Annotated in this window: 14 protein-coding genes; 11 read left to right on the forward strand and 3 right to left on the reverse strand. The window is 71.7% G+C overall.

Annotated elements, in window-relative coordinates; translation table 11 throughout:
* Positions 1–159 precede the first annotated feature (159 nt).
* The gene (locus LMU33_RS31900) at positions 160–1,968 is read left to right on the forward strand and encodes a BACON domain-containing protein (protein ID WP_228624255.1); all 1,809 of its coding nucleotides are present in this window, start codon (positions 160–162) and stop codon (positions 1,966–1,968) included.
* Positions 1,969–2,117: 149 nt separating this feature from the next.
* Here the strand turns inward: LMU33_RS31900 and LMU33_RS31905 are convergent, their stop codons facing one another.
* The gene (locus tag LMU33_RS31905) at positions 2,118–2,918 is read right to left on the reverse strand and encodes a DUF3109 family protein (protein WP_372478085.1); all 801 of its coding nucleotides are present in this window, start codon (positions 2,916–2,918) and stop codon (positions 2,118–2,120) included.
* A gap of 149 nt (positions 2,919–3,067) precedes the next feature.
* Between LMU33_RS31905 and LMU33_RS31910 the strand changes: the two genes are divergently transcribed.
* The 4 genes from LMU33_RS31910 to ilvD all read left to right on the forward strand — a co-directional run bounded on the left by LMU33_RS31910 (position 3,068) and on the right by ilvD (position 7,618).
* Positions 3,068–4,000: a Ppx/GppA family phosphatase gene (locus LMU33_RS31910; RefSeq protein ID WP_228624257.1), complete on the forward strand. Its 933-nt coding sequence runs from the start codon at positions 3,068–3,070 to the stop codon at positions 3,998–4,000.
* A gap of 181 nt (positions 4,001–4,181) precedes the next feature.
* Positions 4,182–5,003 (forward strand): sugar phosphate isomerase/epimerase family protein, encoded by an 822-nt coding sequence (locus LMU33_RS31915; RefSeq protein WP_372478086.1) that lies wholly within the window; start codon positions 4,182–4,184, stop codon positions 5,001–5,003.
* A complete protein-coding gene (locus tag LMU33_RS31920; RefSeq protein WP_228624259.1) occupies positions 5,000–5,614 on the forward strand; it encodes a TetR/AcrR family transcriptional regulator in 615 nt (204 codons plus the stop codon). Before LMU33_RS31915 ends, LMU33_RS31920 begins: the two co-directional genes overlap by 4 nt.
* Positions 5,615–5,764: 150 nt before the next feature.
* Positions 5,765–7,618, forward strand: coding sequence for a dihydroxy-acid dehydratase (gene ilvD, locus LMU33_RS31925; protein ID WP_228624260.1), 1,854 nt, complete (start codon positions 5,765–5,767; stop codon positions 7,616–7,618).
* Between the two features lie 54 nt (positions 7,619–7,672).
* Here ilvD and LMU33_RS31930 read toward each other — a convergent pair whose 3' ends face one another.
* The gene (locus LMU33_RS31930) at positions 7,673–9,775 is read right to left on the reverse strand and encodes a serine/threonine-protein kinase (protein WP_228624261.1); all 2,103 of its coding nucleotides are present in this window, start codon (positions 9,773–9,775) and stop codon (positions 7,673–7,675) included.
* A gap of 185 nt (positions 9,776–9,960) precedes the next feature.
* Here LMU33_RS31930 and LMU33_RS31935 point away from each other — a divergent pair, with 185 nt between their 5' ends.
* The 6 genes from LMU33_RS31935 (at position 9,961) to proC (ending at position 14,448) form a co-directional block, all read left to right on the forward strand.
* Complete coding sequence (locus LMU33_RS31935) at positions 9,961–10,248, forward strand: SH3 domain-containing protein (RefSeq protein WP_228624262.1); 288 nt, start codon at positions 9,961–9,963, stop codon at positions 10,246–10,248.
* 42 nt (positions 10,249–10,290) lie between these two features.
* Positions 10,291–10,824, forward strand: coding sequence for an EamA/RhaT family transporter (locus LMU33_RS31940; RefSeq protein ID WP_228624263.1), 534 nt, complete (start codon positions 10,291–10,293; stop codon positions 10,822–10,824).
* 201 nt (positions 10,825–11,025) lie between these two features.
* Entirely contained in the window at positions 11,026–11,814 is a 789-nt protein-coding gene (locus LMU33_RS31945) for a class I SAM-dependent methyltransferase (RefSeq protein WP_228624264.1), read from the forward strand.
* Between the two features lie 132 nt (positions 11,815–11,946).
* Positions 11,947–12,747 (forward strand): ABC transporter ATP-binding protein, encoded by an 801-nt coding sequence (locus tag LMU33_RS31950; RefSeq protein ID WP_228624265.1) that lies wholly within the window; start codon positions 11,947–11,949, stop codon positions 12,745–12,747.
* Positions 12,744–13,535, forward strand: a complete 792-nt coding sequence (locus LMU33_RS31955) for an ABC transporter permease (protein WP_228624266.1) — start codon at positions 12,744–12,746, stop codon at positions 13,533–13,535. Before LMU33_RS31950 ends, LMU33_RS31955 begins: the two co-directional genes overlap by 4 nt.
* Positions 13,536–13,635: 100 nt before the next feature.
* Positions 13,636–14,448 (forward strand): pyrroline-5-carboxylate reductase, encoded by an 813-nt coding sequence (gene proC / locus LMU33_RS31960; RefSeq protein ID WP_228624267.1) that lies wholly within the window; start codon positions 13,636–13,638, stop codon positions 14,446–14,448.
* A gap of 108 nt (positions 14,449–14,556) precedes the next feature.
* Here the strand turns inward: proC and trpS are convergent, their stop codons facing one another.
* Positions 14,557–15,585: a tryptophan--tRNA ligase gene (gene trpS / locus LMU33_RS31965; RefSeq protein ID WP_228624277.1), complete on the reverse strand. Its 1,029-nt coding sequence runs from the start codon at positions 15,583–15,585 to the stop codon at positions 14,557–14,559.
* Positions 15,586–16,041: the final 456 nt, after the last annotated feature.

Consider the following 16,041-nt stretch of genomic DNA (forward strand, 5'->3'; position numbering starts at 1 on the left):
GGGCCGTGTGTGGGTGAACCGGTATCGGCCACCACCCGTCGGAAACCGGCCGCGGAACAAAGGGTTCCTGTCCTCTTATGAGGGATCGTTTCACCCGTACGGATTAAAAGTGCTCAAGCTTCAAGAAGGGGCACTCCGCAGCCGCCTACGGTCGCACGGGTGATGAGCAGTAGTCCGGAGACCACCACCCGCACCGTCGGCGCGCACCGGGCGCGCGGCCAGGCGCGAGCAGCACGAGCGGCGCGGGAGGGGCGCGAAGCAGGAGAGGCCCGCGAGGTGAGAGAGGGGCGCGACCGTGCCGCCGCGCGCACCCTCGCCCAGCGGCCGCCGGCGCGCTACGAACCGTACCTGGACGGGCTGTTCACCTACTGTCTGTCGGTGCTGTGCGACCACGACGCGGCCACCGCCGCCCTCGGCGACGTCCTCGCCCTGGCCGAGCGGCGCGGACACCGCGTCCCGGAGGCCGCCGACGACCGCAGGGCCTGGCTGTACGCGCTGGCCCGCTGGGCGTGCCTGCGCAAGCTGGCCGAGGCCAAGCAGAAACGTCAGGCCACCCACGCGGCGGGCCGCACGGCGGCCGGGAAACAGGCCGGGAAGCAGGCTGCGAAACAAGCGGGGAAACAGGCCGGCAGACAGGTCGGGAGCCGGCTCCCCGAACCGTCCGTCGCCCCGGAGACCCAGGAACAGCGGCGCCGCGAACTGGCGCTGCTCGCCTGGCCGGAGGCGGCCGGTACGACCCCCGAGCAGCGCGAGGCCCTGGAGCTGGCCGTCCGCCACCACCTGGCCCCGCACGAGGTCGCCGCCGTCCTCGGCATGGAACCGGCGGCGGCGCGCGAGCTGCTCGCCTCCGCCGCCTGCGAGGTCGAGCGCACCCGCGCGGCCCTCGCCGTCGTCGAGACCGGCGGCTGTCCGAGCGTGGCCCACCTCACGGAGGACAGCGGGCTGGTCCTCAGCACGGCCCTGCGCCGCGAACTGGTCCGCCACGTCGACGACTGCCCGCGCTGCCGCCGCACTGCCGAGCGCGCCGTGCCCGGCCGCTGGCCCGGCGCCACGGTCACCCCGGCCGAGCTGCCCGTCCTGGAGGCCCCCCGGGCGGCACTGCACGTCGCCCTGACGCACCACTCACGCGCGCGTGGCGCGGCGGCACCCCGCTTCGACCGGCGCGGCTTCCCGATGGACCCCAAGGACCGCGCGGCCCGCCGCGACCGGCTACGCGCGCGTGCGGTGACGACGACGGTCGTCGCCACGGTCGTGGCCGCCCCCGTCCTCGCCCTGTGGGCCGCCTACCGGGGCGCGCCGACGGCGGACGGGGAGGGCGGCGGCCCCTCCGCCACCGCACGCGAGGCCCAGGGCCCCGACGCCCTCGGCAGCGACTCGGCCGGCGGCTACGAGAACGCCGGGAACGCGAGCGTGAAGCCCGGCCCGCGCATCGGAGAGGACGGCAAGGCGGACGTCTCCGTGGAGGTCGTCAGCGTGACCGGAGCGGGTCACAAGGGCACCGGGCAGCTCGACGTCAGCGCGGCGAACGACGGCGACACCACCCTGATCACCCTCACCGCCTCGGGCTCCTCCCCGCTCCACTGGTCCGCGTCCACCTCGGCGTCCTGGCTCTACCTCAGCCAGTCCACGGGAACCCTCGTCCCCGGCGACACGTTGACGATCAAGGTGTACGTCGACCACCTCCGCGAGCCGTCCGGCCACTGGCACGCACAGGTGGCGATCTCCCCGGCCGGCACGGTGGTCACGATCGACGGCTACGGCACGGCCCCCACGCGTCGCCCCACGCCCCCGCCAACCTCCTCCACCCCCACTCCGCCCACCACGCCCCCCACCGACCCCCCTTCCACCCAACCGACCCCTCCGACCGACCCCCCGTCCACCCCGACCGACCCCACCTCACCCCCCGACTCCCCGACCCCGACTCCGTCCACCACCGATACGCCGAGCCCGTCCGGGAGCCAGGGGTGAGTTGTGGGGCGGGTGGGGGAGGAGTGGCTGTGCGCCGAGCCTGACCGGCTGTCCGGGGGGCGGGGGCTGGGGGCTGGGGCTGGCCGGTGGCAAGGCCCGTACCGGTGTCCGTGCTGGGTGCCCCGGGTGGGGAGGAGCTGGTGGTGGAGTTACGGGGTGGGGTCGGCGGGGTGCGGGGCCACCAGGGGCAGCTGGGACGCCAGTCGCTGTTCGCAGAGCTCGGCCAGACGGTCGTAACCGGCCTTGCCCATGAGTTCCGTCAGCTCGGCCCGGTAGGAGACGTACACCGGCTCGCCCGCGCCGTGTGCGGAGGTCGCCGAGGTGCACCACCAGTGCAGGTCGTGGCCGCCCGGACCCCAGCCCCGGCGGTCGTACTCGCCGATCGACACCTGCAGGACCCGTGTGTCGTCGGGGCGGTCGATCCAGTCGTAGGTCCGCCGGATCGGCAGCTGCCAGCACACGTCCGGCTTGGTCTCCAGCGGCTCCCGGCCCTCCCGCAGCGCGAGGATGTGCAGCGAGCAGCCCGCGCCGCCGGCGAAGCCGGGCCGGTTCTGGAAGATGCAGGAGCCCTGGTAGGGGCGGGTCTGGCGGGAGCCCTCCTCGTCCTTGGAGACCCAGCCGTCGCGGGTGCCCTCGGCGTGGTGCTGCCAGATGTCCGGCGTGAGCCGTGCCACATGCTCGGCGACCCGCTTCTCGTCGTCCTCGTCCGAGAAGTGCGCGCCCAGCGAGCAGCACCCGTCGTCCGCGCGGCCCGCCTGGATGCCCTGGCAGCCGCTGCCGAAGATGCAGTTCCAGCGAGAGGTCAGCCATGTCAGATCACAGCGGAAGACCTGTTCGTCGTCCGCAGGATCAGGAAACTCCACCCAGGCGCGCGCGAAGTCGAGCCCCTTCTCGTCGCTCGCCTGCGCGGCCTGTCGGGCCTCCAGGGCCTTCGTGGACTTCTTGGACACGGACGACGCCTTCGCCTGCGCAGAATCCTTCGATCCCTTGGATGATTTGTGGTCCTTCGCCTTTTTCGTCTTTGGCACATGTCCAGGGTAAGTGGCCGAGGACCGCTCCGGGGACCGTCGGCGGACGATCTGGCAGTAGCGTTCCGTATATGAGACTCGGTGTCCTGGACGTGGGTTCGAACACGGTGCATCTGCTGGTGGTGGACGCACACCCCGGCGCGCGCCCGCTGCCCGCGCATTCGCACAAGGCCGAACTCCGGCTGGCCCAACTGCTCGACGACAGCGGTGCCATCGACGACGACGGCATCCACAAGCTCGTCGCGGTCGTCCAGGACGCGCTCCAGGCCGCCGAGGACAAGGGCGTCGAGGACCTGCTGCCGTTCGCGACCTCCGCCGTCCGGGAGGCCACCAACGCCGACGAGGTCCTCGCGCGCGTGGAGGAGGAGACCGGCGTACGACTGCAGGTCCTCGCCGGGTCCGAGGAGGCCCGCCTGACCTTCCTCGCCGTCCGCCGCTGGTTCGGCTGGTCCGCCGGAAAGCTGCTGGTCCTGGACATCGGCGGCGGCTCCCTGGAGATCGCCTACGGCATAGACGAGGAGCCGGACATCGCCGTCTCCCTGCCGCTCGGCGCCGGCCGGCTCACCGCGGGCTGGCTGCCCGGGGACCCGCCCGCCCCCGAAGCCGTGCGCGCCCTGCGCCGCCACGTCCGTACCGAGATCGCCCGCACGGTCGGCGAATTCACCCGCTTCGGCGCCCCCGACCACGTGGTCGCCACGTCCAAGACCTTCAAGCAGCTCGCCCGTATCGCCGGCGCCGCCCGCAGTGCCGAGGGCCTCTACGTCCAGCGCGAACTCAAGCGAGAGTCCCTGGAGGCCTGGGTTCCGCGCCTGGCCGGCATGACGGTGGAGCAGCGCGCCGAGCTTCCCGGCGTGTCCGACGGCCGCGCCGGCCAGCTGCTGGCGGGGGCGCTGGTGGCCGAGGCGGCGATGGACCTGTTCGGGGTGGAGAACCTGGAGATCTGCCCCTGGGCCCTGCGCGAGGGCGTGATCCTCCGGCGGCTTGATCACATGGGGTCCGATTAGCGCACCGGAAGGGCGCGGGGCCGTATCGACATGCGGCTGCGCCGCGAGGGGGTCCCCCGGGTCCGGTCGAAGCCGAGAACCCGGGTGGAGCCGGCGACCACGACGACGCCGCACCCGCCCGAATGGCAAAGCTCACAACGGCGAATAGACACCCGACACCGGCACCACCGCACACCGTAAGGTGACGGACGTGGCTGAACCAACGGACGTGCGTATCGCGCTGTCGACGGCCTCCGTGTACCCGGAGTCCACCGCGACGGCCTTCGAGACCGCCGCGCGCCTCGGCTACGACGGCGTCGAGGTCATGGTGTGGACCGACCCGGTCAGCCAGGACATCGAGGCGCTGCGCCGTCTGTCGGACTACCACGGCATTCCGGTCCTGGCCGTCCACGCCCCCTGCCTGCTGATCACCCAGCGGGTCTGGTCGACGGACCCCTGGGTCAAGCTGCAGCGGGCCCGGGCGGCCGCCGAGAAACTGGGGGCCTCCACCGTCGTCGTACACCCGCCCTTCCGCTGGCAGCGGCAGTACGCGCGCGACTTCGTCGACGGGATCTGGCGCATGGCGAACGAGACGGACGTACGGTTCGCCGTCGAGAACATGTACCCCTGGCGCTACCGCGACCGCGAGATGCTCGCCTACGCCCCGGACTGGGACGTCACCCGGCACGACTACCGGCACTTCACGATCGATCTCAGCCACACGGCGACGGCCCGCGCGGACGCCCTGGAGATGATCGACCGCATGGGCGACCGGCTCGGCCACGTCCACCTCGCCGACGGCCGGGGCTCGGCCAAGGACGAGCACATGGTGCCGGGCCGCGGCACGCAGCCCTGCGCCGAGCTGCTGGAACACCTGGCCCTTACCGGGTTCGACGGCCATGTCGTCATCGAGGTCAACACCCGGCGGGCGATGTCCAGCGCCGAACGCGAGGCCGACCTCGCCGAGGCCCTGGCCTTCACCCGCAAGCACCTGGCGTCGGCGGTACGGGTGCCCCGGCGATGAACGAGACCCGTGAGCCGACCGCGCGCAGGAGAGGCCGCCCCCCGCGTGCCGAGTCCGGTGACACCCGTGACCGCATCCTCGCCGCGGCCCGCGAGGAGTTCTCCGAGCGGGGCTACGAGAAGACGTCCGTGCGCGGTATCGCCAAGGCGGCCGGCGTGGACTCCGCGCTGGTCCACCACTACTTCGGCACCAAGGAGCAGGTCTTCGAGGCGGCGATCGCGGTGGCCTTCGCACCCGCGCTGCACGCCCCCGAGGCGCTGGCCGCCGGCCCGCTGGACGGGGTGGGGGAGCGGCTGACCCGCTTCATCTTCGGCGTCTGGGAGAACCCCACGACCCGTACGCCGCTCCTCGCGATCGTCCGGTCCGCCGTCAACAACGAGACCGCCGCCGCCGTGTTCCGCCGCCTGATCGCCTCCCAGCTGCTGCGCCGTGTCGCCGCCCAGGTGGATCTGCCGGACCCGGAACTGCGCGCGGAGCTGGCCGCCGCGCAGCTGGTGGGTGCGGCGATGATGCGTTACGTGATCAAACTGGAGCCGCTGGCGTCGGCGGACCTGGAGCAGATCATCGCGCGCGTCGCCCCTGTCGTACAGCACCACCTCACGGACCGGTGACCTCCCCGGCCGGCTTCCCGACGGACAGGTGAAACGCCCGTCCCGTATTCCGGACAACCGTGTCCAGTCCTTGGAGCGGCGGCGTAGTCTCGTAGACAGCCAGAACTCTCTGGACTCATTGCCAGATGGTCATTCGAGGAGCGAGCGACGATGCCCGAGCTGAGGTCCCGCACAGTCACCCACGGCCGCAACATGGCGGGCGCCCGCGCCCTTATGCGCGCCTCCGGTGTACCCGGTGCGGACATCGGCCGGAAGCCGGTCATCGCGGTCGCGAACTCCTTCACCGAGTTCGTGCCGGGCCACACCCACCTCCAGCCGGTCGGCCGGATCGTCAGCGAGGCGATCAAGGAGGCGGGCGGCATCCCGCGCGAGTTCAACACGATCGCCGTGGACGACGGCATCGCCATGGGCCACGGCGGCATGCTGTACTCCCTGCCCTCCCGCGACCTGATCGCGGACTCGGTGGAGTACATGGTCGAGGCCCACTGCGCCGACGCCCTGGTCTGCATCTCCAACTGCGACAAGATCACCCCGGGCATGCTGCTGGCCGCCCTGCGCCTGAACATCCCGACGGTCTTCGTCTCCGGCGGCCCGATGGAGTCCGGCCGCGCCACCCTGGTCGACGGCACGGTCCGCACGCTCGACCTGGTCGACGCGATCTCCGACGCCGTCAACGAGAAGATCTCCGACGAGGACATCCTCCGGATCGAGGAGAACGCCTGCCCGACCTGCGGCAGCTGTTCCGGCATGTTCACCGCCAACTCGATGAACTGCCTGACCGAGGCGATCGGCCTGTCCCTGCCCGGCAACGGCTCGGTCCTCGCCACGCACACCGCGCGCAAGCAGCTCTACGTCGACGCCGCCCGCACGGTCATGGACCTCACCCGCCGCTACTACGAGCAGGACGACGACACGGTCCTCCCGCTCAACATCGCCACCTTCCAGGCCTTCGAGAACGCCATGGCCCTGGACATCGCGATGGGCGGCTCCACCAACACGATCCTCCACCTGCTGGCCGCCGCCCAGGAGGCGGGCGTCCCCTTCGGCCTGGAGCAGATCGACGCCGTCTCCCGCCGGGTGCCGTGCCTGGCGAAGGTGGCGCCCAACGTCGCGAAGAACCGCACGTACTACATGGAGGACGTGCACCGCGCCGGCGGCATCCCGGCCCTGCTGGGCGAACTCCACCGCGCGGGCCTGCTCAACGAGGACGTCCACGCCGTCCACAGCCCGTCGCTGGCCGACTGGCTGAAGACCTGGGACGTCCGCGGCGGCTCCCCGTCCCCCGAGGCGGTCGAGCTGTGGCACGCCGCTCCCGGCTGCGTCCGCTCCGCCGAGGCCTTCTCCCAGTCCGAGCGCTGGGAGGCGCTGGACGAGGACGCGGAGGGCGGCTGCATCCGCTCGGTCGAGCACGCGTACTCCAAGGACGGCGGCCTGGCGGTCCTCAAGGGCAACCTGGCGGTCGACGGCTGCGTGGTGAAGACGGCCGGCGTGGACGAGTCGATCTGGACCTTCGAGGGCCCGGCGGTCGTCTGCGAGTCCCAGGAGGAGGCCGTCCAGCGCATCCTCACCCACGAGGTCAAGGACGGCGACGTCGTCGTCATCCGCTACGAGGGCCCCAAGGGCGGCCCCGGCATGCAAGAGATGCTCTACCCGACCTCGTACCTGAAGGGCCGCGGCCTGGGCAAGTCCTGCGCCCTGATCACCGACGGCCGCTTCTCCGGCGGCACCTCGGGCCTGTCCATCGGCCACGCCTCCCCCGAGGCGGCCTCGGGCGGCACCATCGCCCTGGTCCGGGACGGCGACCGCATCCGCATCGACATCCCGAACCGCACCATCGAGCTGCTCGTCGACGAGGCCGAACTCGCCCGCCGCGACCAGGCCCTCAACGGCGTCTACGCCCCCGGGAAGCGCGACCGCAAGGTCTCCGCCGCCCTCCGCGCCTACGCCGCGATGGCCACCAGCGCCGACAAGGGCGCGGTGCGGGACGTGACCAAGCTGGGCTGAGAAGCCGTACGACCGACGGGGCCGCCTCCTGGACGAGGACGGCCCCGTTGCGTGTCACCAGCCGGACGGATCGCGCGAAGCAACGGCGAAGACGGTTCCGTCGGGGGCGGTGGCGTAGACGCGGTTGCCGTCGAGCACGGGCGTGGCAGGCGCGCTCATCACCCGGGCCGAGTCCGAGCCCAGACGCGCGGGGGTCTGCCCCACGAGAGCCCCCGTACGGGCGCTGACGGCCAGAAGCCTCCCGTCACCCGCGGTGAAGTACACGTACCTGCCGTCGGCGACCGGTGCCGAACCGCGGCTCACCGAGGTCTCCACCCGCCACAGCTGCTTCCGCGCGCCCATGTCCACGGCTTCGAGAGACCCGCCCGTGGCGAGGAGGTACACGACGTTCCCGTGCACGGTGGCGTGCGCGTCCGCGCTCGCCAGCGGCAGTGCCACGCGGCGTGTCGACCGGTTCGCGGGGGTGTAGCGGACGACGGCCTTCGCTTCCCCGTAGACACTGTCGACGGAGAGGAAGAAGACGGAGCCGCCGCCGCTTCCGAAGAGTTCCAGCGTCGACGCCAGGCGCGCCTGCCACCGTATGGCACCGCTCCGCGGATCCACGGCGGAGACCTGTGTGCTCGAACCGTCGGCCGACGTGCTCGTCGCGTACGCCAGCGGGTCGCCGGGGAACGAGACGAAGGACGGCCGCGGCTGACCGGGGATACGGCGGCTCCATCTGGCCTCGCCGGAGGCGCTGTCGACGCCGGTGACCTTTCCGTCGGCTTCGGTGAGCAGGGCCGTCCGGTCCGTGTACCGGACCATCGTGCCCGGGGCCAGGCGCCGCTTCCAGACCTCCCTGCCCGAGCGCGGGTCGAGCGCCGCGAGCTGCGATCCGCCTCCCGTGTAGGGCTGCACGAGCGCGGCCGAGACGACCGGCGGTCCGCCGGCGGAGGTGGTGCCGACCGAGCGCCGCCACAGCAGTTCTCCGCCGGCCGGGGAAAGGGCGAAGACCTCGCCGGGCCGCCCGCACAGCAACCTGCCCGCGCCGTAGGAGCATTGCGCCATCCCCGATGCCCCGGCCGCCGGCCTGGCCTTCCAGGCACTGAACGCGGCTGCCTTGGTGTGCGGGTTCGTGCCGTCCGGCGTGGGCTCGCCGCCCCCCGCCAGCCGAACCGAGGCCAACGCGGCGACCACGACGAGCCCGAGCGCCCCGGCGCCCACGATCACCCTTCTTCCGGCACGCCGCCCGGCCGACGGCGCGGGCCGCCCGGCCTCCTCGGCGCGGGACCCCGGGGCCGTCCCCTCGCCCGACCGCTGCGCCGGTATGAACGCCTGCGTGTCGTACGAGGCCGCCACCGACCGCAGTTCCCGCATGAGCTCATCCGGGGTCGGCCGGTCCTCCGGCTCCTTGGCGAGGCACCGCAGCACCAGCGGAGCGAGGCCCTCCGGTACGCCGGTGAGGTCGGGCTCGTCATGCACGACCTGGTAGGCGACGACATACGGACTGTCGGAGTCGAAGGGCCCCCGCCCGGTCGCCGCGTGCACCAGCACCGAGCCGAGCGCGAAGATGTCGGCGGCGGGCCCCACTTCGCGCGGCCGCCGGAACTGCTCGGGTGCCATGAAGGGCGGCGTGCCGATCAGCTTGCCGGTCTCGGTGCGCAGTTCGCTGTCCTTCGGCCGGGAAATGCCGAAGTCGATGACCTTCGGTCCGTCCTCGGCGAGCAGGACGTTGCTCGGCTTCAGGTCCCGGTGCACGACCCCCACCCGGTGGATGTCGCGCAGCGCCTCGGCCAGCCCCGCCATCAGCCGGCGCAACTGAGCCGAATCCATCGGCCCGTTCCGCTTCACCTCGTCGGAGAGGGTCGGGCCCGGAATGAACAGCGTGGCCATCCAGGGCCGTTCCGCGTCCGGGTCGGCGTCGACCACCGGCGCCGTGAAGGCCCCGCTCACCTTGCGAGCGGCCGCCACCTCCTGCCGGAAACGGCCCCTGAACTCGGGATCCCGGGCGAACTCGGCGTGTACGACCTTCACCGCGAGCTTCATCCCGGAAGTGCTCCGGGCCAGGTGTACGACCCCCATGCCACCCGAACCCAGGCGTGACTCCAGGCGGTAGTGACCGGCGTACTCGGGAAGTTCCGCTTCCGCGCCCGCTCCCGTGTTCCTGCGTGGCGTCATGCGACCACCCCCGTGCTGTTCGTCCGCGCGCGCGACGCACGGAGCCTAGTCGATGACTCGTGCGAGACAGAGGCGGCTTGCTAGCCTTCGCGCGCGAGTCGCGCACAGGTGTTCCGCGGCTCGTTCCAGTTTCGCGGGAATCGAGAGGACCCCATGGCGTCCATGGGGTCGAACGGGGGGCTTTCATGTCCATCGACCATGCCGAAGAGGCCGCTACCACCTCGCTGCGCTACTACTCCGTCGCCCCGGGCGTGCGCCTGAACGTCCGCAGCGGCCCCGGCACCAGCTACAACATCGTCCGTGTCCTCGCCGAAGGGGCGAAGGTCCCGATCTTCTGCCAGACCCCGGGCACCACGGTCAGCGGCCCGTACGGCACGACGAACATCTGGGACAACATCGACAACGCCGAGTTCGTGTCCGACGCCTACGTCCAGACCGGCAGCGACGGTTACATCGCCCCGCGCTGCGGCTGACCCCACCGGGAGCCCGCCCCGGCCCGGCGCCATAATCGTTCCGTGAGCGACGAAACCGGCACCCCGGACACCCCGGCGGGCTCCCCAGACGGCGCCGACCGAAGCGCCTCGAGCGGCCGCCCCCGCCCCGAGCCCCTGCGCTTCTTCGGCACGACCTGGGTGAACCACGACAACGGCTACGCGGCCCGACGCGCCGGCGTCGCCGTCGGCTCCCTCGCCGCAGCCGTCGCCTCCTGCCTCGTCCTCCGCCTCGCCTACGAGGGCCTCCAGATAGCCGACACCGGCTCCTTCGTCACCGTGCTGATCATCGCCATGTTCGCGATCTGCAGCGCGCTCGCCTTCCGCAACACCTGGGAGGGCTTCGGCAAGCGCCACGACCCGCAGCGCCAGGCCTCCCTGCGCGGCCTGCTCGCCATCGGCTTCGTCGGCTCCCTCCTCGCCTACTTCTTCCGGTCCCTCACCGAGGCCCCGGGCGAGAAGCTGCACCGCGAGGAGTACGACAAGGCCCGCGAGGAGTACGACCGCCGGACCTCCCGCCGCACCGGCAACCCGTCGAAGAAGAAGCGGCGCCGCTGACACCTGATCCGGGTGGTCAGAAGGAGCGGCATGGGTGAGGGGCTCTCGGCGGTCAGGTGAAGGGCGCCGGTGACCCGCCCTCCTCCTCCTCCTCCTCCGGCCGGCCGCCCGGGTCCGTCCCCCTCATCCCGCCAGCCCTCCGGGTCCGTCCCGCCCGAAAACCCGCTGCCGTCACCTCCCCGCCGCCTCCACCATGGCCGTATGACCGTGACGCAACCGTCCTCACCGCCACCCTCGACCATGTCCCGCGCGCACTCCTTCAACTCCGCCGCCGCCCAGTACGCCGCGAACCGCCCCTCCTACCCGCCCGCCCTCTTCGACACCATCGAGGAACTGGCCGGCCGGTCGCTGTCCGGTGCCAGGGTCGTGGACGTCGGGGCCGGTACCGGTATTGCGACCGCCCTCCTGCGGGCCCGCGGCGCCGACGTGCTCGCCGTCGAACCCGGTGAGGGCATGACCGCCGAGTTCCGCCGGGGGCTGCCGCAGCTGCCGATCGTCCGTGGCAACGGCAACGCCCTCCCCATCGCCGACGCGCAGGCCGACTTCATCACCTACGCCCAGGCCTGGCACTGGACCGACACCGCCCGCTCGGTGCCGGAGGCGCTACGCGTGCTGCGGCCGGGCGGCGCGCTGGCACTGTGGTGGAACGGTGATGCCCTGGACGTCGAGTGGGTCGCCGAGGCCGCCCTTCGCATCGGCCGCTTCCTCGGTGTGGACGTCGCGGCCGAGAAGCGCAAGGGCAGCCGCACCGAACTGGCCGACCCCAGTGGGCGGCTGCGCTTCGCCCGCCGGGAGATCCGCTGGAGCCGCCGCGTCACGATCGACACCCACCTCGCGAACATCGGCAGCCACTCGGCGTTCCTCCTCACGCCCGAGGACCGCAGGACCGCCTTCCTGGAAGAGGAGCGCGCCCATCTGCTGAAGGCCTTCCCGGACGGCATGGTCGAGGAGACCTACGACGTGCTTCTGCTCGTCGCCACCAAGCCCTGATCAGCGGCGTCGCTCGGAGCGGCGGCCGGGTTCGTCCCGGCCGCCGCTTCCGTCTGCGCGCCCGGACGCGGCTTCCGCATATGCCCGGCAGGCCCCTTGACGCGGGGGCCCTCCAGGCACATTATTCATCGCATGATGAATTACGTGCCGGACCCACCGCCGCAGCCCGCCACCGCGGCCCTCCAAGCCCACGACCTCACCGTCGTCCGCGGCCCCCGCACCGTCCTCCACCACCTCACCTTCGCCGTTCCCCGCGGCCAGGTCACCGGCCTGCTCGGCCCTTCCGGTTGCGGCAAGTCGACCCTCATGCGCTCGATCGTGGGCACTCAGGCCAAGGTCAACGGCACCCTTCAGGTCCTCGGCCACCCTGCCGGCCACCCCGCCCTGCGCTCGCGCATCGGCTATGTCACCCAGAGCCCCTCCGTCTTCGACGACCTGACCGTCCGCCAGAACCTCGAGTACTTCGCCGCGATCCTCGACCCCGGCCGCGCAGCCGCCGAACGACGCCACGAACACGTCACCCAAGCCATCACCGACGTCGACCTCACCAGCCACGCCGACGCCCTCGCCGGCAACCTCTCCGGCGGCCAGCGCAACCGCGTCTCACTGGCCGTGGCCCTGCTCGGCGCCCCCGAACTCCTCGTCCTGGACGAACCCACCGTCGGCCTCGACCCCGTCCTGCGCCGCGACCTGTGGAACCTCTTCCACGACATCGCCGCCACCCGCGGCGCCACCCTCCTCGTCTCCTCCCACGTCATGGACGAGGCCGAGCGCTGCCACCGCCTCCTCCTGATGCGCGAGGGCGAGATCCTCGCGGACGACTCCCCGGACGCCCTGCGCACCCGCACCGGCGGCGACACCGTCGAGGCCGCCTTCCTCCACCTCGTCGACGAGGCAGCCGCGGCAGCCCGACCCAAGGAGAGCACCCGATGAGCACGACGACCATCACCAGCACCACGCCCGCCCCGGCCCCGACCGGTGTCATCAACGCCGGCCGCACCACCGCCACCGCGGGCCGGGTCCTGCGTCAGCTCCGCCACGACCCGCGCACCATCGCGCTGATGATCGTCGTCCCGTGCGTGATGCTGATCCTGCTGCGCTACGTCTTCGACGCCAGCCCCCGCACCTTCGACAACATCGGCGCATCCCTGCTCGGCATCTTCCCGCTGATCACGATGTTCCTGGTCACCTCCATCGCCACCCTGCGCGAACGCACCTCCGGCACCCTCGAACGCCTCCTCGCCATGCCCCTGGGCAAGGCCGACCTCATCGCCGGCTACGCCCTCGCCTTCGGCGCGCTCGCCATCGTCCAGTCGGCCCTCGCCACCGGCCTCGCCCTGTGGGTGCTCGGCCTCGATGTCACCGGCTCCGCCTGGCTGCTGCTCCTCGTCGCCCTCCTCGACGCCCTGCTCGGCACGGCCCTCGGACTCTTCGTCTCGGCCTTCGCCGCCTCGGAGTTCCAGGCGGTCCAGTTCATGCCCGCGGTGATCTTCCCCCAGCTCCTCCTCTGCGGCCTGTTCACTCCCCGGTCCGACATGCACCCCGTCCTCACGGGCATCTCCGACGTCCTGCCGATGTCGTACGCCGTCGACGGCATGAACCAGGTCCTGCACCACACCGACATGACCGCGACCTTCGTCCGCGACGTCCTGATCGTGGCCGGCTGCGCGCTGCTGGTCCTGGTCCTGGGCGCGGCCACCCTCCGGCGCCGTACGGCCTGATCGCGCTTCGCCGATCCCACGGCACGGGACGGCCTCCGGCCCGTGTTCCGCCTGCCGGACAAGCACCCGCACCCTCACGGCCCGGTGCGAGGATGACCCCATGAGCCAGAAAGTCGCAGTCCTCGGCACCGGCAAGATCGGCGAAGCCCTGCTCAGCGGAATGATCCGGGCCGGCTGGGCCCCCGCCGACCTCCTGGTCACCGCCCGCCGCCCCGAACGCGCCGAAGAACTCCGCACTCGCTACGGAGTCAGCCCGGTCACCAACACCGAGGCCGCCAAGACCGCCGACACCCTCATCCTCACGGTCAAGCCGCAGGACATGGGCGCCCTCCTGGACGAGCTCGCCCCGCACGTCCCCGCCGACCGCCTCGTCATCAGCGGCGCCGCCGGCATCCCCACCTCCTTCTTCGAGGAGCGCCTGACCGCAGGCACCCCGGTCGTCCGCGTCATGACCAACACCCCCGCCCTCGTCGACGAGGCCATGTCGGTCATCTCCGCCGGCAGCCACGCCACCGAGCAGCACCTCGCGCACGCCGAGGAGATCTTCGGTGCCGTCGGCAAGACACTCCGCGTCCCCGAGACCCAGCAGGACGCCTGCACCGCCCTGTCCGGCTCGGGACCCGCGTACTTCTTCTACCTGGTAGAGGCCATGACCGACGCGGGCATCCTGCTCGGCCTGCCCCGCGACAAGGCACACGACCTCATCGTCCAGTCCGCGATCGGCGCCGCCGTGATGCTCCGCGACAGCGGGGAACACCCCGTCAAGCTCCGTGAGAACGTCACCTCCCCGGCGGGCACCACGATCAACGCCATCCGCGAACTGGAGAACCACGGCGTACGAGCCGCCCTCATCGCCGCCCTCGAAGCCGCCCGCGACCGCAGCCGCGAACTCGCCTCCGGCAAGAAGGACTGACCCGGCGCCGGGGGCGACGGCTCACCGGCAGCCGCCCGCCCCCGCACGCACGAGCCCACAACTCCGCCCGAGACCGCGCTAACTCACCCGAGTCCACCCGGGCAGGCCCTAATGCCCGGCCCCGCTCAACGCCGTCTCGAACACCGGCGGCAACAGCCCGATCGCCCGGTAGGCCGCGTCGACGGTCGGCCGGGCCATCGCCCTCGCCTTCTGCGCACCATCCCGCAGCACCCCCTCCACATAGGCAGGATCCGCGCACAGCTCCCTGTGCCTGGCCTGCACGGGCCCGAGGACCTCCACCACCGCCTCCGCGGTGTCCTTCTTCAAGGCGCCGTACGAGTCGTAAACGTCTGCCAGTGACTCAGGGTTCCCGCCCGTGCACGCAGCGAGAATCTCCAGGAGATTGGCGACCCCCGGCCGCCCCTCCGGGTCGTACGCCACGTCCCGCCCGCTGTCGGTGACCGCGCGCATGACTTTCTTGCGCACGTCGTCCGGCTCGTCGAGCAGATGGACGACCCCCAGCCCCGAGTCGTCCGACTTCCCCATCTTCGCCGTCGGGTTCTGCAGATTCATCACCCGCGCCGCGACCGCCGGCCGAGTCGCCTTCGGCACCACGAACGTGTGCCCGAACCGCTGGTTGAACCGCACCGCCAGATCCCGCGCGAGCTCGACGTGCTGCACCTGGTCGTCCCCGACCGGCACCTCGTCCGCGCCGTACCCCAAGATGTCCGCCGCCATCAGCACCGGATACGTCAGCAGCGACAGCCGCACGGTCCCGCCGCGCTCCCGCACCTTCGCGGTCTTCTCCTTGTACTGGATCATCCGGCGCATCTCACCGTCGGTCGCCACGCACTCCAGCAGGTACGACAGCCTCGTGTGCTCGTCGACATGGCTCTGCAGGAACACGGTGCACACCTCCGGATCCAGCCCGGCCGCCAGCATCAGCGTCGCCGTCTGCCGACTGAGCCTGCGCAATCGCGCCGGATCCTGGTCCACCGTCAGCGCGTGCAGATCCACGACGCAGAACACCGAGTCGGCCCGGTGCTGGTCCGTCTCGACCCAGCGCCGCAGGGCTCCCAGGTAGTTGCCCAGCGTCAGGTTCCCGGTCGGCTGAATCCCGCTGAAGACCCGCTTCATCTCCACTCCACCTCCTGGTCGGGACCGCCGCTCCTGCGGCCGGCCCCCGGAGTCCGGGGGAGATACGAGAACGGCCGCCGAAGCGGCGGCCGTTGGATGCATACGTGAGCGCGGCCGCCGTCAGGCGGCCCACCAGAACTGGGTACACGTACGCGTCGTCATGCCGCCCAGAGTACGCCTCCGGAGTGCTCCCGGCACCAGAGTTGACACACGACACGCCGATCCGTAGTGTTCTCCGAGTTGTCCGACGTGAGCGCCGACCTTGGTCGGTCCCCGGACAGCCACTCCGCAAGTACCAACCAGCAATCGACGCCTCGGCTTCGGCTGCTTTGTCATGCGTATTTACGGAATGAGGAATCCGCGTTCGAAAGGACGCAGCCCCGATTAGCTCGGGAGCACGGAATCCGCTAAAGTCTCACTCGTCGGAACGGCCCAGCGGCCGGGAAGACAAACCCG

It is taken from the genome of Streptomyces barringtoniae, assembly GCF_020819595.1.
Taxonomy (GTDB): domain Bacteria; phylum Actinomycetota; class Actinomycetes; order Streptomycetales; family Streptomycetaceae; genus Streptomyces; species Streptomyces barringtoniae.